The organism is Microbacterium ulmi (assembly GCF_011759705.1).
In the GTDB taxonomy this organism is placed as follows: domain Bacteria; phylum Actinomycetota; class Actinomycetes; order Actinomycetales; family Microbacteriaceae; genus Microbacterium; species Microbacterium ulmi.
This window is the reverse complement of sequence record NZ_JAAOZF010000001.1, coordinates 1,799,277-1,823,686: the sequence shown is the minus strand read 5'-3', so window position 1 is coordinate 1,823,686 and position 24,410 is coordinate 1,799,277. Positions and strand designations below refer to the sequence as shown.

General features: G+C 70.0%; 22 protein-coding genes. 7 read left to right on the top strand and 15 right to left on the bottom strand.

Features of this window, described 5'->3' with window-relative positions; genetic code table 11:
- Positions 1 to 25: 25 nt before the first annotated feature.
- Genes FHS08_RS08685 through FHS08_RS08675 form a run of 3 tightly spaced genes read left to right on the top strand, consistent with a single transcriptional unit; the run spans position 26 to position 6,857 of the window.
- A complete protein-coding gene (locus FHS08_RS08685; protein ID WP_167038062.1) occupies positions 26 to 1,777 on the top strand; it encodes a trypsin-like serine peptidase in 1,752 nt (583 codons plus the stop codon).
- Entirely contained in the window at positions 1,777 to 4,878 is a 3,102-nt protein-coding gene (locus tag FHS08_RS08680) for an AAA family ATPase (RefSeq protein ID WP_167038060.1), read from the top strand. Before FHS08_RS08685 ends, FHS08_RS08680 begins: the two co-directional genes overlap by 1 nt.
- Positions 4,875 to 6,857 carry a DNA/RNA non-specific endonuclease gene (locus FHS08_RS08675; RefSeq protein WP_167038057.1) on the top strand — a complete coding sequence of 661 codons (1,983 nt, stop codon included), beginning with the start codon at positions 4,875 to 4,877 and terminating at the stop codon, positions 6,855 to 6,857. The genes FHS08_RS08680 and FHS08_RS08675 overlap by 4 nt, the downstream gene beginning before the upstream one ends.
- Positions 6,858 to 6,881: 24 nt before the next feature.
- Here FHS08_RS08675 and FHS08_RS08670 read toward each other — a convergent pair whose 3' ends face one another.
- Positions 6,882 to 7,925, bottom strand: coding sequence for a zinc metalloprotease (locus tag FHS08_RS08670; protein WP_167038054.1), 1,044 nt, complete (start codon positions 7,923 to 7,925; stop codon positions 6,882 to 6,884).
- A gap of 129 nt (positions 7,926 to 8,054) precedes the next feature.
- Between FHS08_RS08670 and FHS08_RS08665 the strand changes: the two genes are divergently transcribed.
- A complete protein-coding gene (locus FHS08_RS08665; protein WP_167038051.1) occupies positions 8,055 to 8,564 on the top strand; it encodes a methyltransferase family protein in 510 nt (169 codons plus the stop codon).
- Positions 8,565 to 8,699: 135 nt separating this feature from the next.
- On the opposite strand, the gene FHS08_RS08660 is transcribed toward FHS08_RS08665, so the two are convergent.
- From FHS08_RS08660 to FHS08_RS08650, 3 genes are all read right to left on the bottom strand, one after another.
- A complete protein-coding gene (locus FHS08_RS08660; RefSeq protein ID WP_167038048.1) occupies positions 8,700 to 9,089 on the bottom strand; it encodes a hypothetical protein in 390 nt (129 codons plus the stop codon).
- Between the two features lie 87 nt (positions 9,090 to 9,176).
- Positions 9,177 to 9,326 carry a hypothetical protein gene (locus FHS08_RS08655; RefSeq protein WP_243847264.1) on the bottom strand — a complete coding sequence of 50 codons (150 nt, stop codon included), beginning with the start codon at positions 9,324 to 9,326 and terminating at the stop codon, positions 9,177 to 9,179.
- Between the two features lie 150 nt (positions 9,327 to 9,476).
- Complete coding sequence (locus tag FHS08_RS08650; RefSeq protein ID WP_167038045.1) at positions 9,477 to 9,710, bottom strand: hypothetical protein; 234 nt, start codon at positions 9,708 to 9,710, stop codon at positions 9,477 to 9,479.
- Between the two features lie 410 nt (positions 9,711 to 10,120).
- On the opposite strand from FHS08_RS08650, the gene FHS08_RS17145 reads away from it, so the two are divergent.
- Positions 10,121 to 10,252 (top strand): hypothetical protein, encoded by a 132-nt coding sequence (locus FHS08_RS17145; protein WP_279587803.1) that lies wholly within the window; start codon positions 10,121 to 10,123, stop codon positions 10,250 to 10,252.
- Here FHS08_RS17145 and surE read toward each other — a convergent pair.
- From surE to FHS08_RS08595, 11 genes are all read right to left on the bottom strand, one after another.
- Entirely contained in the window at positions 10,233 to 11,003 is a 771-nt protein-coding gene (surE, locus tag FHS08_RS08645) for a 5'/3'-nucleotidase SurE (RefSeq protein ID WP_167038042.1), read from the bottom strand. The genes FHS08_RS17145 and surE overlap by 20 nt on opposite strands.
- On the bottom strand, positions 11,000 to 12,007 hold the full coding sequence (locus FHS08_RS08640) for a 1-phosphofructokinase family hexose kinase (RefSeq protein WP_167038040.1): 1,008 nt from the start codon (positions 12,005 to 12,007) through the stop codon (positions 11,000 to 11,002). The genes surE and FHS08_RS08640 overlap by 4 nt, the downstream gene beginning before the upstream one ends.
- Positions 12,008 to 12,152: 145 nt before the next feature.
- Entirely contained in the window at positions 12,153 to 12,728 is a 576-nt protein-coding gene (locus FHS08_RS08635; RefSeq protein WP_167038037.1) for a helix-turn-helix domain-containing protein, read from the bottom strand.
- Entirely contained in the window at positions 12,725 to 13,996 is a 1,272-nt protein-coding gene (locus tag FHS08_RS08630; RefSeq protein WP_167038035.1) for an MFS transporter, read from the bottom strand. The genes FHS08_RS08635 and FHS08_RS08630 overlap by 4 nt, the downstream gene beginning before the upstream one ends.
- Entirely contained in the window at positions 13,993 to 14,901 is a 909-nt protein-coding gene (locus FHS08_RS08625; RefSeq protein WP_167038032.1) for an aldo/keto reductase, read from the bottom strand. The genes FHS08_RS08630 and FHS08_RS08625 overlap by 4 nt, the downstream gene beginning before the upstream one ends.
- Positions 14,902 to 14,904: 3 nt before the next feature.
- The gene (locus tag FHS08_RS08620) at positions 14,905 to 15,954 is read right to left on the bottom strand and encodes an NAD(P)-dependent oxidoreductase (protein WP_167038029.1); all 1,050 of its coding nucleotides are present in this window, start codon (positions 15,952 to 15,954) and stop codon (positions 14,905 to 14,907) included.
- Between the two features lie 96 nt (positions 15,955 to 16,050).
- Positions 16,051 to 17,178: an ABC transporter ATP-binding protein gene (locus tag FHS08_RS08615; RefSeq protein WP_167038026.1), complete on the bottom strand. Its 1,128-nt coding sequence runs from the start codon at positions 17,176 to 17,178 to the stop codon at positions 16,051 to 16,053.
- 2 nt (positions 17,179 to 17,180) lie between these two features.
- Positions 17,181 to 17,972: an ABC transporter permease gene (locus FHS08_RS08610; RefSeq protein WP_167038023.1), complete on the bottom strand. Its 792-nt coding sequence runs from the start codon at positions 17,970 to 17,972 to the stop codon at positions 17,181 to 17,183.
- Positions 17,969 to 18,892 (bottom strand): ABC transporter permease, encoded by a 924-nt coding sequence (locus tag FHS08_RS08605; RefSeq protein ID WP_167038020.1) that lies wholly within the window; start codon positions 18,890 to 18,892, stop codon positions 17,969 to 17,971. Before FHS08_RS08605 ends, FHS08_RS08610 begins: the two co-directional genes overlap by 4 nt.
- A 61-nt stretch (positions 18,893 to 18,953) precedes the next feature.
- On the bottom strand, positions 18,954 to 20,054 hold the full coding sequence (locus tag FHS08_RS08600) for an extracellular solute-binding protein (RefSeq protein ID WP_167038017.1): 1,101 nt from the start codon (positions 20,052 to 20,054) through the stop codon (positions 18,954 to 18,956).
- A 255-nt stretch (positions 20,055 to 20,309) separates the two neighbouring features.
- Positions 20,310 to 21,953: a thiamine pyrophosphate-binding protein gene (locus FHS08_RS08595; protein ID WP_167038014.1), complete on the bottom strand. Its 1,644-nt coding sequence runs from the start codon at positions 21,951 to 21,953 to the stop codon at positions 20,310 to 20,312.
- A gap of 178 nt (positions 21,954 to 22,131) precedes the next feature.
- On the opposite strand from FHS08_RS08595, the gene FHS08_RS08590 reads away from it, so the two are divergent.
- Both FHS08_RS08590 and FHS08_RS08585 read left to right on the top strand, forming a co-directional pair.
- The gene (locus FHS08_RS08590) at positions 22,132 to 23,142 is read left to right on the top strand and encodes a dimethylarginine dimethylaminohydrolase family protein (protein ID WP_167038011.1); all 1,011 of its coding nucleotides are present in this window, start codon (positions 22,132 to 22,134) and stop codon (positions 23,140 to 23,142) included.
- Complete coding sequence (locus FHS08_RS08585) at positions 23,139 to 24,389, top strand: M20 family metallo-hydrolase (protein WP_341800367.1); 1,251 nt, start codon at positions 23,139 to 23,141, stop codon at positions 24,387 to 24,389. Before FHS08_RS08590 ends, FHS08_RS08585 begins: the two co-directional genes overlap by 4 nt.
- The last annotated feature ends 21 nt before the right edge of the window (positions 24,390 to 24,410 follow it).

Here is a 24,410-nt window from a genome sequence, read left to right as displayed (position 1 = left end):
CGACGTCTCGGAGAGTGGCGAGAGCATGGACGACGATGCGATCCTGCAGGCGATCCGCGATCACGCCGCGGACGCCGCGGAGGCCCTCGCCGCCGTCCAGTCAGACGAGAAGCCGCTGACCACCGCGGGGATCGACGCGCTCGCGCGCCTCTCGCGCCGCGATCCGGCGGAGTTCTGGCTGGAGCAGCTGAAGGAGAGGGGACTCGTCACGGCGTTCGCCGCGGCGCTGCGCGCGCGTGGCGTGCCGCTCGCCGACGACGTGCTCGACGACCCGGAGAGCGTCATCCCGACGGAGCCGCTTCGGCGGTTCCTCGCCAGGGCGGAGTCGTTCCGGTGCCGCATCGTGAAGAACGACGCCGTCGTCGGAAGCGGCGTGCTCGTCGGCCCGAGCCTCGTCCTGACCTCGTGGCACGTGATCGCGGTTGCCCGGCCCGGCCAGCCGCAGGAGCCTGCGCCGAAGCTCGAGGTGCTGCTCGCCGACGACATGAAGTGCCGCGCCAGGGTCCCCGCCGTGTTCCAGTCCGAGTGCGGCGACGCCGAGTACAGCTCCCGTGCGCCGCTGCACGACACGGATGTCGCCGACCGGCACGACGTGGCGCTGCTCGAGCTCATGGAGCCCGCGGCGGCGCATCTCGGCCACATCTCGCTGGCCGCGCCTGCTCCGCCCAAGAGCAAGAGCCGACTCATCCTCGTCCACTTCCCGGGAGGCGTCCACCAGGTCATCGACTTCGGGTTCACGGGAAAGATCCGAAACGTCACGGCGCGCTGGCGTCACGATGTGACGACGGCGGGCGGGTCCTCCGGCGGCGCATGCTTCAACAAGGATCTGGAGTTCCTCGGCATCCATCAGGCGGAGTTCGATCACGTCGCGCGCTTCGTCCCGGCGGAGCTCTTCGTCGACTCGATCCGCGAGATCGTCAGCAGGGATGTCGCACCGCCCACGCTCTGGTCGCTCGACGCAACCCCCACCGGCCCCCTCGTCATCGGCCGGAACTCCTTCTTCCGCGCGGTCGCGGCCGCCGCCGATCCGGACGGACGGGTGCGAGGAGTGCGGATCAAGCGCACCAACGTGGACTCGTCCACGACGGGACTCGCGTTCAGCCACGACATCCTGGAGCAGCTCTTGCTGCGTCGCGGGCCCGACCACCGGCTCGCGCGCATCCCGCTCGACGACGTCGTCGACGACCTCAGCGCCCACATCCGCTCCCGCGTGCGACTCATCGGTCTCGACGTGCCCGAGCCGCTCACGGAAGACGCGGGAGTCGCGACGGGGCAGGCCCCGCCCGAGACCACGATCAGGAACCGAGCCGAGAACCTCGCCGCGGCCGTCGAGGCGGCCGCCGCGACCGTCGGGGCGACCGCCTGGCTCTTCATCGACAATCCCTCGGTGCTGCTCAGCGACGAGTCCCGCCTCACGATCGAGAGCTTCGTCGGCGCGGCGCTCACGAAGCCGCACCTGCGACTCGTGATCGCGGGATTCGAGACGGTGTCCGTTCCCGGCGCCGAGTTCCTCGGTCCGCCCGCGTCCGAAGGCGACCGCTCCCCCGGTCTCATCGTGGACTTCATCGGCGAGTTCCGCCGCGCCGACATCCTGGATCTGCTCGCCACGGCATCGCGCGAGCTCACCGGCGGCGCAGACGACGTGACGCTCGGGTGGTCCGCCGATCGCGCGCTCGTCGGCCTTCCGCACGTCAACGGCCTCTACGACCCGGCGCTGCTCCCCCAGGTCGTCGAGAACCTCAGGCCGGACCTGAGACTGCTCGCAGGGGGTGTCTGATGAGCGAGCCGGAGACCGTGACACTCGCCGATCGCGGCCGCTGGTTCGCAGCCCTCTCCGGCCCGTTCGATCCCGTCGCGCTGCTCGAGGCGCTGGGCGATCTCAGTCCCGCCGAGGCCATGGACGTCACCGTCGACCTCTCCAGCGTGTGCGACACGAGCGACCCGGTCGGATGGCTGATGCGAGGCACGGTGCGCCGCGACGAGCTCGACGTCCTCGCGGAGAGCGGCCGGCTCGCGACCGCCCTCGAGTGGCGGCGCGCGCACGAGCGGAGTGCGCCCACGGACGATCTGCTCGCCGCCCTCACGGGGACCGCGCCGTTCACGGAAGAGGGGATCTCCGCGGCGCTCCAGCCCCCGCTCGATCATGAGGTCCTCACCCGGATGTCCGTCGCGCTCGACCGCGCGGGGGTGCACGCCCCCGCGAGCGCCTCGCGAGAGGCGGTGCGCTCGGCGGTCGCTCGCGCCGATGCAGGCGCCCGCGCGAACGCGATGCTCAGCCGCGGCTTCTTCGGCCGCGAGGACGAGCTCTCACGCGCGGAGGCGTGGCTCGGCCGTCCCCGGTCCCGTCGCCCCGTCACGGCGCTGTTCGTCAACGGCCTCCCGGGGATCGGGAAGTCGACGTTCATCGACGAGGTGGCCCGGCGCGCCGCCGAACAGGCCCCGCCGTGGATCATCGTGCGGCTCGACTTCGATCGCGGCGGACTCGACATCCAGGATCGCGTGGGCCTCACGATGGAGATCACGCGGCAGATCACGCGAGAGCTCGGGGAGGATGCAGCGGCCCTGCGGACCGCACGCCTCCTCGCCGCGGGTGCCGGGCCCGCAACGAACCCGAGCGTCAAGGGCGGCGACGCGCGCGCACACATCCCCGATGAGCTCGCGCGTGTGCTCGGGGATTCGCTCGCGTCGTCCGGCCGCCGGGTCCTGCTCATCCTCGACACCGTGGAGGTGCTGCGGGGCCGGGGCGAGACGCACCCGCTCCGCCTGTTCGAGACCCTCGACGAGCTGTGCGACCGCGGCCTGAGCCCGCTGGCGGTCATCGCGGCCGGCCGGGGCGAGCCGTTCGACATCATCCCGGAGCGCACCGCCGAACGGGTGGAGCTGGGAGGACTCGACGACGACAGCGCCGACGGACTGCTCGGCGGGTTCGACATCGAGCCGGCGGTGTATCCGCGCATCCGAGGGGTGTCGGACGGGATCCCCCTCGTCCTCCGTCTCGGCGCCCTCGCCGTGCGCGAGTCGGGCCCCGACGTGCTCGACGGCATCACGGGGCGTCGCGAGCTGGCCTCCGCCTACCTGTACCGCTTCCTGCTGTCGCGCATCGACAACGACACGCTCCGGTCGCTCGCACAGCCTGGCCTCATCGTCCGCAGGATCAACGCCGACCTCATCGCCGAGGTCCTGGCGCCGCAGGTCGGGATGAAGGGCATGCCAGCGACGGATGCCGTGGCCGCCTTCGCGGCGCTGACCACGCAGCACTGGCTCGTCGAGCCCGACGCCGTGCCCGGCTGGGTGCGCCACCGATCGGACATCCGCAAGACCCTGCTCGAGAACATCTACGACGCGGGCAGGCCGTCCGAGACGGCTCACCTCAACCGGGCGGCCGCGCGGTGGTTCGCCGATCGCACAGAGCCCTTCGCTCCGTTCGAGGCGGCATACCATCACCTCCAGGCGATGCGCTCCGGCGGACAGCCGCCGTCGCTCTCGCGCGAGATCCTCTACCAGTTCGACGACGACACGCTCGCCGAGCTGCCCGACGTCGCCCGCGACGTCGTGCGCATCGCGCGAGGCGACCGATCGTCGCTGTTCCGCGAGCAGGCTCCCGTCGCCGCGATCGACCACGAGAGCGCCGCTAGAGAGCTCGAGTCCATCCTCGAGCGCGCCGACATCCGCGAGGCCGAGTACGTCTATCAGCGCTCGTTCGGCCAGAGCCCTCCCGATCCGGCATCGGCGGCGGCCGACATCGCGCGGTCGTTCCTCTGGCGCGCGGGACGATGGGCCGAAGCCCTCGACGGGTTCGATCCGCGCCGGTACTTCTCAGGCCGCTTCCGCGACAGCCCGCCCACCACGACCCTGGCGCAGTTCGAGATGTGGGCGGAGTCCGGCTTCGGCGAGCTCGCGCGAGCGTTCATCGCACGGCCGGAGCTCGCCGAGATGGCGATCGACCTGCGCCGGCGGGGGCTGACCGGGACGCTGGGCAACGGTGCGCTGGGATTCGCGCTCCTCGCCGTGGATGCTCCGCGCGAGCGCGATTCGTGGAGCATGTCCGACCCCGTCGACGCCGCCGTCAGCGTGTGGTCGGCCACGAACGCCTGGGAGAGCGGTGCCCCCTCGCCGATGGTGCTCGACGCGCTCGCGATGCAGGCCGGCCGGTTCTCGACGCAGGTGTCCACCGGTCCCGCGTCCGCGCAGAGGCAGGAACCGCAGCCGACGCCCCGGCTGCCCGACCTCTCGACGCCCGCGGGCGCAGCGCGGGTGCTGGCGAGCGCGACGCCCTACAGCTCCGTCATCCAGGCCCGCCTCGGTCTCACGTCCGACTCGGCGATCCGCGACCATCTCGCTCGGACCGACCAGGCCCTCAGCGCCGCGGGCGGCCTGCCCCCGACCGGTGCGGGCGACTGGAGGCTCGCCGCGGCGACGTCCGCCGAAGGATCCGTGGAGAACCTCGCGGCGCTGGGACTGCTCTCGGAGTGGATGGGCGCTGCCGCGTTCGCGCTGCGGGCGCCCGACCTGCGCGCCATCGCGCGCAGTGCCGAGCGGTGGCGCCGCACGTGCGCGGGCGACTGGGCCTATCCGATCGTGCCGGGTCTGCCGACGTGGACGCGCCGCCCCGACGCATCGGTCGCGGACCGGATCGCACAGCTCGGCTCGCGCGAGGACTGCCTCGCCGAGGTGCGGATCTGGTCGGGTGCGGCGAGCGACGACGAGGCGTCGGAGATCGTCCGGAAGGTGCGCGGCCGCTACCCCGCCGCCGACCTCAAGACGCGCGGAGAGGCTCCTGCGGAGGCTGCGGCGGCGCTGCTCGACCACGACGTGGCCGCCGCGTTCGTCCCGGCCATCGCCGTGCTGTCCGCCATCGAGGGAAAGGTACGACCATGAAGACCGCGCGAGAACGACTGGCCGAATCGGAGGTGCTGCGGGCGGCCGTCCAGAGACGGATCGACGGGGGCCTCCTCGAGCGGATGGGACTCCCCGACATCCGGGTTCCCGCGCCCGGCGAAGGGGCCGACGCGGACGTCGCCGACCGGCTCGAGAGCATCGATCCCGGCGGCAGCGCCCTCGAGGCGATCGTGCAGCTCGTGGGGCGTCCGCCGCTGCTGGTCCAGAACGACAGGGTCGTGTTCGGCGACGACGAGATCGACAGCCTCGACGACTTCCCCCCGGGCACGGATGCCCGCATCCGCGCGACGGAGAAGTTCATCCCCTCCGTCGGCAGGGTCGAGTTCACGAACTTCACGATGGCGTGGGGCGGCACGGGATGGGTCATCGCGGCCGACGGCGCCGATCGCATCGTCGTGACCAACCGCCATGTCGCGAGCCTCGTCGCCCGGCGCACCGCCGACGGGCACGGCGTGTTCATGCGCGGCCCCTCGCAGATCCGGTTCGGCGCATCGCTCGACTTCAACGAGGAGTTCGGCGCCATCGCCTCGCAGGCCACCCCGTTCGACGTCGTCGACATCCCGTATCTCGCCGACACGACCGCTCCGGATGTCGCGCTGCTGCGCATCACGGGCCAGAACCTGCCGTCACCACTGCCGCTGGCCGACACCGACGCCGCGTTCGACGACGTCGTCGCCCTCGTCGGATACCCCGCCTACGACGACCGCAACGACAAGGACGCGATGGCGCGGTACTTCCGCCAGCTGTACAACGTGAAGCGGTACGCACCCGGCAGGATCACGCAGGCGCTCGGACCGCGTGTCACTCTGCAGCACGACTGCACGAGCCTCGGCGGCGCGTCGGGCTCACCGCTCATCAGGCTGTCGGACGGCAGAGTCGTCGGCCTGCACTTCTCGGGGCTCTACGGGAAGTTCAACAGCGCCGTGGGGGCGTCGACCCTGCGCCAGCTCCTGGCCGGCGCCCGCCCTGTCGCGGACATCGCGGCGGTGGCGGGGGCGACAGAGGCCGCGGGCGACGGCCAGCACGGCCCCGACCAGCTCGCGGATCGCGCCGGCTACGATCCCGCCTTCCTCGGCGGCGGCGACCTCTCGGCGCCGTGGCCGGGACTGCCCGCCGACGTCGAGGGCGATCTGGCGCGTCCGAGCGACGAGTCGGCGAGCCAGCCCTTCGAGCTGCGCTACACGCACTTCGGCGTGAAGTTCTCGCGTAGTCGCAAGCAGCCGAGGATGACGGCAGTCAACATCGACGGACGGCATCCCGTGGCCATCAAACGCGGCAGCGACAGATGGTTCCACGACGGACGTATCCCCCGCGACATCCAGCTCGGCAAGAACGACTACGCGCACCCCGACATCGACCGCGGCCACATGGTCCGCAGGCAGGATCCGAACTGGGACGACACGCTGCCGGCCGGCGGCCCCGGCGTGAGCGAGATCGCGCAGCGCGCGAACGACGACACGTTCCACTACACGAACGCGGCGGTGCAGCACGGCGACCTGAACTCCGGCGCCCGGCAATGGCTGGGGCTCGAGGACTACATCCTCAACAGCGCCAAGACGCACGGCTTCACGGCGTGCGTCTTCACCGGTCCCGTGCTGCGCGACGACGATCCCGAGATCGCGGCGGGGGTCGTCGCGCCTCGGGAGTTCTTCAAGCTCGTGGTCATGGAGAGCGCGGTCGAGGGGACGCTCCATGCGACCGCCTACGTGCTCAGCCAGGGAGAGATGATCCGAGATCTTCTCGAGGAGCGAGGGCGCACGGAGGCGGTCGAGGGGTTCGAGCTCGGCGCGTACCGCACCTTCCAGGTCGCCATCGCCGATCTCGCCGCCGTCACGGGCTATGACTTCTCGCGATACGTCCCGTTCGATCCGCTCGCCGCGCTCGCGACGAGTGAAGCAGCCGACGCGGGAGAGCCCGTCTTCGTGCCGCTCGACGCCATCTCGCAGATCGTGCTCTGACCCGGCCGCGGGGCCGCTCGATCGTCACCCGCCGGCGGCGGAATGCGCCTCGAGCAGTTCGACGAGGCGATCCGTGTAGATCGACACGACCTCTCCCGGCGCCTCCGTGCCGACGATCTCGAGCCCCCGCGCAGACCGTTCGACCAGCTCAGACACGGAAGCGTCGCCGAGGTCGGGGTACAGGAGGCTCAGGCCGCGCTTGTCGCCGTCCGACAGCTCCTGCCCCGGTCCGGTCGGGGCGCACGCGCTCGGGTTCGTCTTGTAGAAGAACGACGCGAAGCGATAGAGCATGACGGATGCCGCGTCGAAGGGTCCCATGACGGCACCGGGATCGTTCTCCGTGCGCAGGTTGTGGTCGACCTTCGCCTTCGACCAGTTGTTCGGCGGCCCGGCGAGATACGTGTAGATCCCGGGCGCGCGACCCGCGGCATCCTTCACGAACACCCCCCGAGGATCCTTCGTCGGGACGTATCCGGAGTCGTCGTCCCACCGGAAGTCGTCTTCGCACGGACCGCGGAAGTTCTGGTGCTCGTGCTGGAATGCGAGCGCATGCAGGAACTCGTGCCGGACGGTCCCCTCCCACCCCTGCGGCTTCGAGACCGCGTACCCGCCCAGATTGAGGCTGCGCTGCCCCGGCAGCCCTCCGATGGGTCCGCCGGAGGGATCGATCGTCACGTCTGTGCTGTCGGTGCCGACGAGCGACCAGTAGCCGCCCATGTCGAAGCTCACACGGATCTCGGCCTTCAGAACCGTGTCGCTCGGCGTCCAGCGCCGGAAGGAACCCGTGTCTTCGTCATACCCGAAGTCGAGGATGAGGTTCATCGCGTCGGAGATCTGCTGCGTCGCCGCCGCGACATCCGCGTGGAGAGCGGAGTCGCCGTCGAGGAACGCGACCCGCACCGCGGAGCCGACCGGCCACTTCTGCAGGTCGGACACGAGGAACTCGAGCCCGGCCGTGCCGGCTGCGAGCCTTCTGCGCCACGCGTCGCGCACTTCCAGTGCTGCGACCACGGGGTCGGGCAGGTCCTCGAGGACCTCGCCCAGTTCACGATCGTCGTCGGATTGCACAGCCGACCCACTTCCCGCCCATGCCGGGGCTGCCGATATATCGATCCCCTGGGTACACAGTGAGCGCACTTCGGGCACTCGTCAAGAGGAGTACCCGGCATCCGCCGCCCCTCCGGCTACGCTCGGCACATGGATCGCGTGCGCGCGCGGGCGTGGGCCGGGACGATCGTCTTCCTGGCGCTCGCGCCGGGAGTCGTGGCCGGGCTGGTCCCCTGGCTCATCACGGGATGGCGGATCCCGTGGCCGGACGGCTGGATCTGGCCGATCGCGATCGCGGCGGCGATCGTCGTCCTCGCCGGCGTCGCCCTGCTGCTCGACGCGTTCGTCCGGTTCGCCCGCGCCGACGGCACGCCCGCGCCGCCGGCGCCGACAGCCCGCCTCGTCGTCGTCGGCCCGTACCGACACGTGCGCAATCCGATGTACGAGGCGGTGCTCGCCATCATCCTCGGGCAGGCGCTGCTGTTCGGGAGCGGGTGGACCGTGCTCTACGCGGCCCTCGTGTTCCTGGCGGTGCTGCTGTTCGTCCTGTTCTACGAGGAGCCGACGCTCGAGCTCGAGTACGGCGACGAGTATCGCGAGTACCGACGGAACGTGCGGCGCTGGACTCCGCGGCTGCGCGCCTGGGAGCGAGGCGCCTGAGCGGTCGGGCCCGTCAGGACTCCTGCCACCGCAGCCGGGGCTCGAGACCGAAGGTGCCCGGGATGGCGGGACGCGGCATCCCGAATCGCCTCCAGCTGCCTCAGCAGACGCGCCTCAGGGCAGCGGGAAGAGGGATCAGGGCAGCGGGATGAGGAACGCGATGACCGCGACGACGGCGGCGATCGCGAAGGCCAGGGCCGTGATCAGGAGCGCCTTGCGCTGGTCCTTCCGGCGGAACTCGGCCTCGTGGACGGTCTCCTCCTGGCCGAGCTCGCCGAAGTTGAACAGGCCGCGCGAGGCGAAGCCGACGCAGAAGTGGAACGCTGCCTGAAGGAAGCCCTGGGCCGACAGGAACGCCGGCAGCGCGACGAGCAACCGCCACGGAGCCGGCCACGCGAGGGCGAAGGCGAGCGCCAGAAAGAGCACGGAGACCGCGAGTCCCACGTATCCGGATGCCCGACGCCTGCGGATCTCGGCCGGGCCGATGTTGCACACCCCGGGCTGGTACGCCGTTCCCTGTGTCATGAGTGAAGTATCCCCCCTTCCGCCGGGGCGGGCGCCGACCGTCGCGACTCGACGGCCTCGACCGGGAGCCGGCGCCGGGAGCAGACCTCAGCTCGTCCTGCGGTAGCGGATGTGCGTCGCGAGCGGAGAGTGCAGCACCTCGACGGGTTCCAGCCCCAACGACTCGAAGCCGTCGAAGATCCGCTCGCCGGTGCCGAGCAGGACGGACATCGACATGTGGCATGTGGTGTCGGGCATCCCCACACCCTACGCACCGGCGACCCGAGTCGGCAGGGCCATGCACGTCACCGCCTCTGCACGACGTCGTCGGGCCTTCCATCCTGCCGCCTGCGGTCGGTCGGCATGTCGGCCGCGTCCTCGTCGTCCGTCCTCCGTCGGGCCCGGACGCTAGGGGAGGTCCTCGACGCGGAGGTCGTCGGGTGCGTCGTCGTCCTTCGGCGACCGGGATCCGTCTTCGCCCAGGATGTCGCCCTGCCCATCCCCTCCCAGCTCCGCGTCGATCGGGCTCTCGCCCTGGGTCTCCGGCTGCACTTCGTCGAAACTCGCTCCGAGATCCGGGGCGGGGATGCCGTCGGCGGCGGCGCGGGCGTCATCGTCTTCCGGGCGTGATGTGTCGGTCATGATCCACCTGTCTCTGATCGTGGAGGGACTGCACGGCATCCCTCGGCTTCTTCTCGGTGGGGACAGGGGATCACGGCGGCGGCGCGACCTGGAGAGGGTTGACAGCGGGCGATCGACGGGCCGAGGCCTGACGCGGCGGCCGCCTACGACCCGCGCCCGCCTGAGTCAACCCCCTCCCGCCGCATCTCGCGCCGAGGTCTCATGATGTCGTGGCGACATCGAACGGACGGATCAGGCGAGACCGCGGCGAAGAAGCTCGCTGAGGATGTCGAAGACACCGTCGGCCGAACCGCTGCGCAGAGAGGGCCGGAGTGCCACCGGTCCTCTCTGCGTCCGGGCAGCGTGGTGAGAGGGGCTGAGCGACGACGGTGACGGAAGTGCGCGTCGCCACCTCGGGTGGAGCTGGACCCATGTCCATGCTCGAGTGGGCGGGCTCCGGTCATCGCGTGCTCGCCTACCTCAAGAACGACGGCGAGGGCAACGCCGTGCCGCGCCGCCTCGAAGGCCGGGGGGTCGCGCGCCTCAGGACTGTTCGGCAGTGATCCGCGTCAGGCCCAGGAACGCGAGCGGGACGTGCGAGACGGGGTCGAGGCCCGTCACGGTGACCCACCCCTGCGCCAGGCACGCGGCATCGGTGCCCGGCGCAGGCGTCTTGGGCAGGTCCTCGACGGCGAGACGGATGTGATGCTCGGCGCGCTCGGTCAGCGTCGTCTGCACGATGCCGAACGGCGCGAGCGTCGCCTCGCGGAAGCCGCGATTGGATGCCGCATTCGGGACGTTGACGTTGATGACGGTGGCGCGCGGACTGGCCAGCAGCCCGGGCAGCAGCCGCATCGCGGCATCCGCCGCCGCATCCCAGTGGAACTGGTCGGGGCGCATGCCGACGTCGAGCGAGACGGCCATGCCCCACGCTCCGTTCAGACCGCCCGTGAGCGCGGCCCCGACCGTGCCGGAATGGAGGATGGCACGACCGACGTTCGCACCGTGGTTGACTCCCGACAGCACGACGTCGGCGGGATCGCCGAAGGCGCCGCGAGCCGCGATCATGGCGATCAGCCCCGGACCGCCATGGACCGCGAACGCCGCGACATCCGCCAGCCCGTCCAGTTCGCGCCGCTCGACCGCGATGCGCCCTTCGTGGTCCTCGGCCATGATCGACGCGCTCGATCCGCTGGACTGCACCGTCGGGGCCGCGATCGTGACGTCGTGCCCGGCATCCTTCGCGGCGCGCGCGAGGACGTGCAGCCCGGGCGCGGCGATGCCGTCGTCGTTGGTGACCAGGACGCGGGTCATCGCTCATCCTCCGGATCGGCGAGGGCCGCCAGTCCGTCGGGGCTGACCCGACCGGTCACAGGCTGCTCGATGTCGGCGGACTGCTCGTCGGCGATGGGTCGGCTCGTCACCTTCTCCCGCAGCCGGATGATCGCCTCGCGGTCGCCGGAGCCCAGCCCATGGCGCGTGATGTTCAGCGCGCCGGCGGCGGCGCCGAGCTCGACCGCGGCGCGTGCCGTGTCGCCGCGCGCGATGCCCCCCGCCATCCCCGCCACCAGGGAGTCGCCGGCTCCATGCGTGTCTGCGACCTGCAGCTGCGGGGGGCGCACTTCGAGGAATCCGCTCTCGTCGAGGAGGATGAGCGGATCCGACGACCTCGTGACCACGACGACGGCGGCGCCCCGGTCACGCAGGGCCCTCATCGCCCGCAGGATCTCATGCGTCGACACGTTCGAGATGAGCCCGTCCTGCAGCAGCTCCTCGTGACTGACCTTGAGCACGTCGACCCCGCCGTCGATCGCGGCGGCGAGCCGCTCGCCTGCGAGGTCCACGACGACCGCCGCATCGGTGTCGCGGAGGTCGGCGGCGAGTCTTCGATAGGTGTCCGACGGCAGCGCCGACTCGCCGGATGGACCGCTCAGGATCACCACGCGCGAGGCCAACGCCTCCTTCAACGTCATCCCGTAGAGCTCGTCGAGATCGTGCCGACCGATGGGGTCGCCTTCCTCGTCGGCGATCGAGACCCGTTCCCCCGCTCGGCGGTCGTGCACGTACGCCGAGCCGCGACCCTCGCGGTCGATCGCCGAGACGGCGATGCCCTCGTCCTGAAGGAGGTGCCGCAGCACCCGGCCGGTCTCTCCCGTCAGGACCGAGCACATCGTCACCGACAGGCCCAGCCGAAGCAGCATGCGGGCCTGCCACACGCCTTGGCCGCCCGCGTGGACGTGGATCTCTGCGCCGAAGGGGTGGTCCTCCACCGTCACGGTCAGCGTGGGTGACGGCGCGAAGACGGTCACGTCGCTCATGGCTCGACGATACGACGGGCCCCCGCGAGCGGACCGGGGCTTGCGCCGCGGCCGAGGATCCGCGAACATGCCGGCCTTCGGTCGTGCTCTCTCCCTGGCGGGCTCAGCTCCAGCTGGAACATCGAGCAGAGCTCCGGGGATGCGCTCAGGTCTCGTCCCACGCCGCCGGGATGATCACCCAGAGCAGCTCCGCGCCCTCCTCCGAACGCCACTGGTGCGGCTCTCGCCCGTCGAAGGTGATGGAGTCCCCGACCTCCAGCCGGTGGGACTGGTCGCTGAACCACACGATGACGCTGCCCGAGATGACGTGCATCAGCTCGATGTCCGCGTTGATCGTGTAGAGGTCTTCCCCGCCGTTGCCACCGGGGTCGACGCTCGATCTGATGACCTGGAAGCGGCTGTTGCGACGAGGGCTGACGAGACGCTCGCGCGTGTCGATCCCGCTCAGGTCGATGCGCGGAGCATCCTCTGCCCGGATCAGCTGCGCATCGCTCGTCGCGAAGAGGTCGCCGATCGCGGCGTCGAGGACGTCGCAGATGGCGACGAGCGACGTGACGCTCGGCGACGTCATGTCTCGCTCGACTCTGCTGAGGAAGCTCTTCGTGATTCCGGCGCTCTCCGCCACCTGCTCGATCGTCATCTGCCGCGACTGGCGCAGCGCCCTGAGCCGGGCGCCGATCGCCGAGCGCGGCGACGTCGACTCCACGGGGAGTGGCCTCATTCTGGCCTCCGAATCTCGACGCTTCGATCAAGGTCCACAGCCCGGACGCCCTCTCTGCGAGCGTCCGCTCGATCTGCATGTCGGGGATCAGGGTAACCACGACGCAGCGAAATGGCGACCGCCACACCGGATGCGCCCAGCCCGGCCAAGCCGAGCAGTCCCCACGTGAAGGAGCCGGTGGCATCGCGGACGGCACCCAGCGCCCACACGGCGCAGAGCCCTCCGATGTTGGCCATGAGGTTGGAGTAGCCGTTCGTCAGCGCTGCGGTCTCTGCGCCGAGGAAGCGCGGCGGCAGCGCGAAGAGCGGACCGAAGTACACCTGGACGAAGACCGCCTGCACGGCGATCGCGACGCACAGAGCCACGGGATCCCGGACCAGGGCGACGACGGTCGTCGACGAGACGAGCACCACGAGGGAGACCGCGATGAGCGTGAGCGGGGCGCGGAGGCGGTCGGACACGTAGCCGCCGAGGGCGTTCGCGGGCGCGGTCAGCAGCGCGGCCATCGCCACGACGAGACCGGCCTCCCGCAGCGTCATGCCGTGATCGTCGACCAGGATCGTCGGCAGCCAGAAGATCATCCCGTTCGCCAGCCCGAACCGGACGATCTGGAGCCACCCGGCTCCCCACATGATCGGCGACCGGAGCATCGCGACGAGCGACCGCAGGGGGAGGGAGCCGGCGCCCTTCGCTCGCGGTCCGGGACCGCCGACGAGGATATAGGCCATCACGACCAGGACGCCGCCCGCACTGCACACGAGCAGGATGGCGCGCCAGCCCCAGGTGTCGACGAGGAGCGGGGCCACGGTCGAGAGCACGACGTTGGACGAGAACCCGCCCGCGACGTAGAGCCCCATGGCCGTGGCCCGCCGGTTCTCGGCGAACTCGTGCGTGATGAGCAGCATCCCCGGGATGAACACGAGCGATCGGAAGAAGCCCGACGCCGCCTGCGAGGCGAGAATCAGCCCGTACGAGTCGAAGACCGCGAGAGCGCAGGTCATGGCGAGCACGCCCAGGAGCCCGGATGAGAACATCAGCTTGGCGCCGAATCGATCGGCGAGCCACCCTGCAGGGATCTGCATGGCTGCGAAGACGACGAGCGACACCGCGGCGATCGCGCCGGACTGGGTGAAGGTGATGTCGAGATCGCTGCGGATGAGAGGCAGGAAGAGCGAGATCGCCCCCACGCTCAGCGCCTGCAGGCTCTGGCAGGCGACGATGAAGACGATGGTCGCGGGCCCGCCTCGGGCGGTCGTCGCCCGAGTCACAGCGCCGTGAGCTCGTCGATCTCGACGAGCTCCTCCTCCGTCAGCTGCCAGCCCGCCGAGCGCACGTTGGCGTGCACCTGCTCGCTCGAGGTGGCCCCGGCGATGACCGACGAGAGCCCGGTCCGCGAGAGCAGCCACGAGAAGGACAGCTCCACGAGCGAGCGGCCCTTCTCGTCGCAGTAGCCGCGCAGTCGCTCCACGACTTCGAGATTGCGCTCCGTCATGAGCTCATCGCGTCGCGCGCCGCTCTGCACGGTCCAGCGGGCGCCCGTCGGCGCATCCCCGTGGGGACTGTACTTGCCGGTGAGCAGCCCGCCTGCGAGCGGGAAGTACGGCAGATAGCCGACCCCGTTCGCAGCGCACCAGGGCAGGACCTCGTCCTCGTCGGCGCGCGCGAGCAGCGACAGCTGGTTCTGGACGCTCACGACGGGGACGATGTGCCGCAGCTCGTGGAGTTCGCGCAGGAGGCCCACGTCGAAGTTCGAACAGCCGACGTGGGCGATCTTGCCCGCGCTCGCGAGAGCGGCGAGCGCCTCCAGCGTCTCGGAGAGCGGCGTCGCAGGGTCGGGGAAGTGGATCTGGAAGAGGTCGATCCGATCCGTCCCGAGCCGTCGCAGACTGTCCTCGCATGAGGCGACGACGGTCGCCGCGGAGGCATCCGGCCCCGCGTGACCGAACTTGGTCGCCACGACGACGTGCTCGCGAGCCCGGCCCAGCCCACGTCCGAGATAGCTCTCGCTCAGACCGCCGCCGTACATCGCCGCCGTGTCGAACAGCGTGATGCCGACGTCGAGCGCGGCGGAGATCACCCGAGCGCTCTCCTGCGCATCGAGCCGTCGGCCGAAGTTGTTGCAGCCGAGGCCGATCTCGCTGACGGTGAGGGGGCCGAGCTCGCGAGTCCGCACGATTCAGACTCGCTCGGAGGATGCCTCTGCGAGCTCCACGTCGGCCGCTCGCAGCTGGATGTCGTCGACGATCGCCTTCGCGATGGCCATGCACTGGGCGGTGCGCGAACGATAGGTCGCGCCGCCGTTGTGGGGCGTGAGCGAGACGTTGGGCATCGCGACGAACGCCTCCGGGACGTAGGGCTCGATCACCTTGGGAGGCTCGGAGAGAAAGACGTCGAGCCCGGCCCCGGCGATCTTCCCGTCCTGGAGCGCGGCGATCAGCGCCTCCTCGTCGATGAGCCGCCCACGCGACACATTGAAGAAGTAGGCGGTGGGCTTCATCAGCTCGAAGTGTCGAGCCGTGACCATCTTGAGGTTGGCCGGCTCGGCGTTCGTGAGAAGGCACACGTAGTCGCCCTCGCGGAACAGGTCGTCGGGGTCCTCTCGCCACTCCACGCCGTACGCCGCCTCCTCCTCGGGGCTCAGACGGGTGCGCTTCGTGTAGATCACCCGCATGTCGAGCGCCTTGAAGCGCTTCGCCGCCTGACGCGCGACCTTGCCGAAGCCGTAGAGCGCCACGGTCTTGCCGGTGCATCCCTGGCCCATGAGGTCCATCGTCATCTCCTGGAAGAACCGGCGCTCGCGGCAGTACCGGTCGGACTCGACGAAGCGGTACGCGGCCGAGAGCACGTGGGTCACGAGGAGATCGGCCGTCGCGCGCGGGTTGAGGCCCCAGCCGTTGTCGTCCCACGTCGACGGATCCGCCGGGGGCGTGGGCTCGGCGGCGAACAGGGTCGGGATGCCGTACTCCGCGATCGCCTCGATGTCGTGGAGGTCCTCACGAAGGAAGGCCACCCCGTAGCCGAGGAGGTCGGGGTTCGCCTCGACGACGGACCGAGTGATCGGGATGGTGTGCATGCAGTAGAGGTAGTCGGCCTTGCGCACCGCCGACTCCACCTCCGCGACGGTCATCTCGCGGTGCTTCCACGGGAACACCTCGACCTCGGCGTACTCGCGCATGAAGTCGAGCACGGGCTCCGGCACGGGCTGGGAGACGAAGATCTTCGGCATTGTTCTCTTTCCTTCGAGGTACGCGCACGGACTCTCCGAGCGCGGGGTGGGGAATGGGGCTTCTGGGGGATGGGGGCGGATGCGGCGGCCGTCCGCTCAGCGCTCTGCGGGCAGGTACCGGCACTGCGAGGCGTCCCACGTGAGCACGGCCTCGTCGCCGGGGCGGAGGTCGAACGGTGTGCCCAGGGGAACGCGGGCGATGAGCTCGTCGCCGGCGCGGCCCGTCAGCATCACGCGCCGGGACTCGCCCGCGAAGATGACGTCGGTCACGGTGGCGTGCACGAGGCTCTGGCCCGTCGGGATCTCCGTGCCCGCAGGCAGCGCGCTGACCTCTCCGGGACGGATGATCGCGGTCGCGCCGGCGCCGCGCTCGGCCTTCCCGCGTGCGTAGACGACGCCGCCCGGGACGTCGAGCACGTCGGTGCCGCTGCCGTCGGCGCGCACGACGCCGCGGAAGATGTTCGACTCGCCGATGAACGCGGCCGCGATCTCGCTGGTCGGGCGCAGGTACAGGTCTTCGGCCGTGCCGAACTGCACGAGCCTGCCCGTGTCGAGCAGTGCGATCCGATCGCTCATCGTGAGGGCCTCCTCCTGGTCATGCGTGACGTTGACCACTGTGACGCCGAGGCTGCGGCTCAGCTGGCGGATCTCGACCTGGAGCGACTCGCGGAGGTTCCTGTCGAGCGCGCCGAGGGGTTCGTCCATGAGCAGCAGTCGCGGGCGTGCGACGATGGCGCGCGCCAGTGCGACGCGCTGCTGCTGACCTCCCGAGAGCTGACGCGGCATCCTGTGCTCGAATCCCGTCAGCCGGACGGCGGCGAGCGCCTCGTCGATGCGGATGCGACGATCGCGTCTGGACACCCCGGCGCGCACAAGGGGGAACTCGACGTTCTTGTACACGTTGAGGTGCGGGAACAGCGCATAGCTCTGGAAGACCATGCCGATGCCGCGCCGGTGCACGGGAACCCGGTTCATCGGGACGCCGTCGATCCGCAGCTCCCCCTCTGTGGGCTCGACGAACCCGGCGATGGTGCGCAGCAGCGTGGTCTTGCCCGATCCGGATGCCCCGAGCAGAGTGACGAACATTCCGGGCTCGATGCTCAGGGACACGTCGTCGACGGCGGTGAAGTCGCCGTAGACCTTGGTGATCCCGGCGAGTTCGACGGATGCCCCGCCGACGGCGAGATCGAGGATGTCCGGTCGGGCGGCGACTGCCTGGCGCATGCTCACTGTGGACGCTTCCTTTCGGTAGTTCTGGGCAGGCCGACGGCCAGCCCGAGGATCACGATCGACACCAGCGTGACGACGGCGGAGGCCGCCGAGGTGGAAGGCTCGGCGCCGGAGAGCACCTCGCCCCAGACGACCACGGGGATCGTCCGGAACGTCGGCGAGTTCATGAACAGCGCGACCATGAACTCGTCCCACGAGGAGATGAAGGCCAGTGCGCCCCCGATGACGACGGAGGGCAGCACGATCGGGATCGTGACGGTTCGCAATGTCGTCACCTGGCCCGCGCCGCACACCTGGGCCGCCTCTTCGATCTGCCGATCGAGTGCCGCAAGCCGCGCAAGCACGTTGATGAACACGAAGGGCACGCCGATCGCAGCGTGCGCGATCGCCAGCCCCACGACGGAGCCCGTGAGCCCCACACGGACCGCGATCACGTACACCCCGATGCTCAACACGACGCCCGGCACGATCACCGGGATCATCGCGGCGCCGGTCACGAGCATCGGCGGAAGGATGCGTGTGCGCGATGCCGCGATCGCGAGCACCGTGCCGACGGCCATCGCCATGGCGGCTGCGAGGATGCCGACCACCATGCTGTTCGCGAAGGCGCCGGTCCAGACGCGATCCGTGAAGATCTCCGCGTACCAGTCCCACGTCAGTCCGCGCGGGGGGAACTCGACGATCCGGCCCTTCCCGAAGGAGCTCGCGATCACGACGACCGTCGGGAACACGAAGAAGAGCGCGAGCAGCACGGCGACGAGCGTCGTCGCGATCCGGGGCCGGATCATCGGCTCGCCTTGTCCAGGCCGAGGACCCGCGAGAGGCCGAGGAAGCGGGCGGCGACGCCGAGCACGAGAAGGACGATCGCCAGGAGCACGAGCGATTGCGCGGCGCCGACGTCCGTTCTGAGGAACACCTGGACCTGTTGCACGATCGCGGTTCCGATGTAGACGTCCTGCTGGTTGCCCAGGATCTGCGGCGTGATGTAGAAGCCCAGCGCCATCACGAACACGAGCACGCCTCCGGCGACGGCACCCGCCCGGGTCAACGGCAGGACGACCCGCCAGAACACCGTGATCGGGCGCGCGCCCATCACCTGCGCCGCCTCCTCGAGCTCGGACGGGATGGCCCTGATCTGCGCGAAGATCGTGAGGATCGTGTAGGGCGCGAGGACATGCGCCATCCCGATGAAGACCGCGAGGTCTGTGCGGATGATCGCGAGCGGCTCCGCGATGACCCCGAGGGCGATGAGCGTGTCGTTGAGGATGCCCGTGTTGTTCAGCAGCAGCTGCCAGGAGTACGTCCGCACGAGCGTGCTCGTCCAGAAGGAGACCAGCAGGAAGGTGCCGAGGACGGCCACTAGCACCTTCCCGCCGCGTGCGAGCACGTAGGCGAACGGATAGGAGATGACGACGCAGACGATCGTCACGAGGACCGACATCCGCACCGTCGTCCAGATGGAGCGACGGAAGATCCCGCTCTCGAACGCGAGGGCGAAGTTGTTCGGATCCGACAGCGCCCGGAACGCGATGACTGCGATGGGGAGCAGGAACGCGACCACCATGAACAGCAGCGCCGCGATCTGCAGAGCCCCCATTCCGGTGAACAGCTCCCGCCTGCGGTGCCCGTTGCGCACAGCGGGCACCGGGCGGGGGGCGACGGGTTGCTCGAGAGCAGCGCGCTCCGCCGTCGAGGTCAGCGCAGTCATTCCAGTCCTCTCCTGTCTCGGCGTGCCGGCGGCACGCTCCGCACCGTTCGATCCGCGGTGGTCAGCCCGCGATCCACTCCGTGATCCGCTCGATGACCGCAGGACGGTTCTCGCCCCACCAGTCCAGGTCGAAGCGGATGGGGGCCTGGTCGCCGTCCAGCTCGTGCTGCGTGGGGACGAAGTCGATGTACGGCGAATCCGGGCTGAGTCCCTCCGCGTCGGGGTTGAGCGCTCCGTAGGCGATCTCGTTGCTGATCGCGGCCTGGTGGTCCACGATGTAGGCGATCAGCTTCTGGGCGTTCTCGAGATGCGGTGCGCCCTTGGGGATGTAGACGTAGTCGGCCTCCTGGATCTGAAGGCCCCACGCGATCGCGACCGGGTAGCCCTCTTGCGCGGCGATCGCGACACGGCCGTTGTTGCAGATCCCGAGCACCGACTCGCCCGTCGACACGTCGTTGATGCACTGCTGGTTGTCCTGGGCGATGATCAGGCGGTCCTTGATGCGGTCGAGCACCGAGAGCGCCCGCTCGACATCGAGGGGGTAGAGGTCTTCCCGATCGACGCCATCGGCGATGAGGGCGGCCTCGAGGGTGCCGTGCCAGCCGTTCGTGATCGGGCCGATCGTGCGCATGCCCTCGATGGTCGGATCGAAGAAGTCGCGGAGTCCGGTGAGCTCGCCCTTGTCGAAGCGGTCGGTGTTGTAGGTCAGCACCGCCGCGAGCGACAGCAGCGGGACCGCCTGCGGATAGGCGGGGTAGCCCGCGTTGTCGAAGGCGGCGCAGTTGATGATCTCGCAGTCGAGGTACTCGAGGTCCGGGTTGTCGGTCACTCCGTAGCTGATGTTGCCCTGCGCGACATCCCACTCCATCGCGCCGGCGTCGACCATCTCCTGCAGCCGGATCCACGAGACGGCGTCGTCGCGAACGAGCTCGATGCCGCTGGCATCCGCGAACGGGTCGAACCATGCCGCCTGCATCGCATCGGCACCGGTGCCTCCGAAGCCCGCGTAGACGACCTGGCCGTCGCCGGCGTAGCGGCTGTCCTCGCCGTCGGCCGCCGCGCCCGATCCGGCGGTGGGCTCACTCGACGCGGAGCACGCCGTCACAGCGAAGACGCTCAGCGCAAGGAGTGCTGCGGCGGCGGAGTGTCGTTTCAGGCTCATCGATCTTTCTCGCTTTCTCAGGGTGGAGCGGGGTGGGATCCGTGACGCACGGCCGGGCGGATGTTGCTTTGGAGGTATCAGAAGTTGCTTATTAGGAAACTACGGTTCCGTTGTGACACAGGCGAGTCCCGATTGTTTCTGGTCTGTAAAGCCTGGATCGCCCTGAGGAGCGGGGGGACGCTCCTCTGGCGGCGCGCGTCCAGACCGGCCGCCGATCCACGTCGGCGTGGTCGCCGGCGGTCCCGCACCGAGGCGTCATGCACGTGCCGGCCGGTGCAGGTGCGTCGGCGCGAACATCCTCAGGCGGGTGCGCACGACCACGACGCGTGGCCCGCGCTGCGCGAACGTCGCTGAGACCGCCTCGCGGATCCCACCCGGCTCCACCGTGCATGCGGGCACGCCGAAGCTCTCTGCGAGCGCGACGAAGTCGGGCCCGTGGATGCTCGTCGCGGTCGCCTCGCCGAAGGCGGCGTCCATGTACTCCGCGAGGATGCCGTACCCGGCGTCGTCGATGATCAGCCAGGTGACGTCCACGGCGTGCTGCACGGCCGACGCGAGCTCAGCGATCCCGTACATCGCGCCCCCGTCCCCGCTCACCGCGACGGTGCGCCGTCCGCTCGCGAACGCCGCCCCGATCGCCGCGGGGAACGCGAAGCCGAGCCCGCCCGAGCCCTGGGCCGACGCGAAGCGGCCGTCTCGACGGTCCCAGGCCGACCATGCCCAGTAGGCCGCCATCGTCATGTCCCAGAAGGTGTCCGCGTCGCTCGGGATGCCGTCGCGCACCTCTTCGAGCAGGCCCCGCTCGTGATCGAGCCGCTGCGCGTCGAGTCGCTCGAAGACCTCGGCGCGCACGCGCGCGACCTCCGCCAGCCGCTCGCGTCGGCGATCCTCATCGCTCGTCGACGTCAGCAGCTCGTCGATCCGCGAGAGAGCAGACGCGGCGTCCGAGTGCACGCCGATGACGGGATGATTCGCGCCGATCACGCCCAGGTCGGCATCGATCTGGATGACCCGGCCGCGCGGCGCGAAGGCGTGGTAGTTGCTCGACAGCTCGCCGAGGCCGCTGCCGACGACGAGCAGGACGTCGGCCGACTCGAGATGCTCCGTCGTCGCGATGTCCTCCAGCCATGATCCGGCATGCAGAGGGTGATCCGACGGGATCGCGTTGCGCCCGCTGAAGGTCGAGTACACAGGAGCATCGAGCCTTTCGGCCACGATCATGAGCAGCTCCCCCGCGTTCGCTCGGTCAGCACCGCCGCCGGCAAGGACGAGCGGCCGCTCGGCCGCCGACAGCACGGCGGCCGCGAGGCGAAGCACCTCCTCCGGCGCGGAGGGCGGCTCCGGCTCACGGCGGAGGGCGGACACCACGGGCATGTCATCGACGCGCGCCATCAGGACGTCCTGCGGGATCTCGATCAGCACGGGGCCCTGAGGGGCTCGAGCGGCGATCGCCCAGGCCTCCGCCACGGCGGACGGTATCTGCGAGATCGACCGCACGGTGACGGAATGCTTGACGATCTGGCGGAAGGCGTCCGACTGATCGGCGAGCTCATGCAGGTAGCCGTGTCGCCCGCCGCCGAGACCCGCGAGGGGCACCTGCGCCGAGACGGCGACCACGGGCACGCTCGAACACTTCGCCTCCATGAGCGCGGGGAGCGCGGTGAGCGCTCCGGGTCCCGTCGAGAGCAGCAGCGGTGCGGGGGCGCCGCTGGCGCGCGCGACTCCATCCGCCATCCAGGCGGCGTTGTTCTCGACGCGTGCCCCCAGATAGCGCAGAGTGCTCCGCCTGAGCGCCTCGAACATCCCGAGAGCGTGCTGCCCGGGAATGCCGACCACGGCACGCGCCCCGAGGGCGCTGAGCGCCTCGATGACCAGGTCTCCTCCGATACGGTCGGTCATGGCGATGTCGGCCCTCTCGTTGTCCAGTGGATGACGCAAGTTTCGTGCTGAGAAACTTCTGTCGCGTAACCACCCTGTTGCAGACGTGTTAAGGAATCCCGTTCACGTCACTCTGCAAGGTGCCTGTTATGTAACTTCAGTTGTGTAATAGATGACTCTCAGACAAAAGGAGGACGTCATGCCCTCGGCGACCGAGTTCGACTCCACGATGGAGGTGTCGGGCGGGCTTTTCCATCGGCTGATGGGCCCAGAAGGGGTGCCCGCCTTCTTAGACCATTCCGAGATCGAATCCACGTGGGGTCGTCGATGGGGGGCGGCGGACGAGGTCAGCCGACTCCGCACGGTGCTGATGCGTCGCCCGTCCGCGTGCCTCGGCGACTTCACCCCCGACATGTACGACCCGGCGGTCGATGCGTTCGTGGCGCCGAACGCCGGCGGCTACTGGACCGGCTCCGAGCTGCCCGATGTCGACAGGATCCGTGCCGAGCACGACGCGTTCGCCCTCCTGCTGCGCGAGAACGGCGTCGAGGTCGTCTACGCGGAGGACCTCGACTCGTTCCCGAAGGCCGTGTACACCCGCGATCCGCTCGTCACGATTCCCGGCGGCGCGATCATCGGTCGCACCGCGGCACGCATGCGCCGCGGTGAGGAGCAGACGATCGCGAAGGCGGTCGCCAAGGCCGGGATGCCGATCCTGGGGACCATCACGGGCGAAGGGATCGTCGAGGGCGGAACGTTCGTGAAGGTGAGGAGGGACCATGCGTTCCTCGGCACGTCCGTGCGGACCACTCCAGAGGGATACCGGCAGCTCAAGCACCTGCTCGAGATCCACGGCATCCGACTGACCCGCGTCTCGCTGCCGGGCTACGTCATCCACCTCGACATGTGCTCGTCGATGATCGACGACGATCTGGCCCTCGTCAATCCGCGCGTCGTCCCGTACGACTACCGGAGCGCCCTCGAGGCGATGGGCGTCGAGATCCTCGAGGTGCACCCTGCAGAGGAGTGGGCGAGCAACCTCCTCGTCCTCGACCGTCGTCGCGTCGTCGTGCCCGAGCACCTGCCTCGCACCGCCCACCTCCTCGCCGCGAAGGGCGTGCAGGTGCTGACGACGCCGTACCGGGAGATCCTGAAGAACGGCGGAGGCCTGCACTGCTCCACGATGGAACTGCAGAGGGACTGGTCGTGAGCGACTCCCCGGGCGTGCCCTTCCTGCGGGACTTCGCACGCATGAGCGAGATCGGCGCGACCGCCGGCGGCGGCGTCGAGCGGCAGGCCGCGACCGCCGAGGACGGCGAGGTCCGCACCTGGTTCCGCGACCTCCTCGCCGAGCACGGCTTCGACGTCCGGCTCGACGCGATCGGCAACCTCTTCGGCATCCATGAGTTCACCCCGGGGGCGCCCTACGTGCTGCTCGGGTCGCACCTGGACAGTCAGCCGCTGGCGGGAAGGTACGACGGCGCCTACGGCGTGCTGGCGGGCCTGCACGCAGCCTCGAGGATCGTCGCCAGGCATCGCGATGCCGGCACGGTGCCCACGCACAATCTCGCCGTCGTGGACTGGTTCAACGAGGAGGGATGCCGCTTCAAGCCGAGCATGATGGGATCAGGCGTCCACACCGGCAAGCTCGTTCTCGGCGCCGCACTCGACACGGCCGATCCACGGGGGGTCACGGTGCGCGAAGCCCTTGCGCGCCTGGAGCTGGGCGCAGGCGCGTCCGAGATCCCCGCACTCGCGGCATACGCCGAGATCCACATCGAGCAGGGCCCGTCCATGAGCGAGCAGGGCATCGCGATCGGGGCCGTCGCGTCGACGTGGTGCGCTCACAAGTACGAGGTCGTCGTCCACGGCGAGCAGGGACACACCGGCTCGATGCGCATGGCGGACCGGAAGGACGCGCTCCTGGGCGCGGCCCATCTCGTCGTCGCGGTGAACGAGCTCGTGCGCGAGTTCCCGATCGAGGCCCTGCACACGACCGTGAGCGAGCTGTACGTCGAGCCGAACTCGCCCGTGACGATCGCTCGCGAGGTCCGCATGCTCATCGATCTGCGCGCAGAGACGACGGCGGAGCTCGAGCGGGCGTTCGCTCTGCTCACGGAGAGGATCGGTGCCATCGAGGAGGCGACCCGCACGCGCGTCGAGTTCGTCTCGAGCAGCGTGTGGGGCGCCGGTCCCTTCGTCGAGCGCGGAGTGCGCCTCGTCGAGGAGGCATCCGAGGCGCTGGGCTTCTCCCACGCGCGGGTCAAGACGCTCGCCGGTCATGACGCGACGAACGTGAAGGACGTCGTGCCCACCGTGCTCATGTTCGTTCCGAGCGAGGACGGGATCTCGCACAACGAGCGGGAGCACACGACGGACACCGCGATGCTCGCCGGCCTCGACGTGCTCACGCACGTCGCCGCACGCCTCGCGGACGGTGCACTGGATCGACCCTGACGACGGCCCTCGCGCACGAGA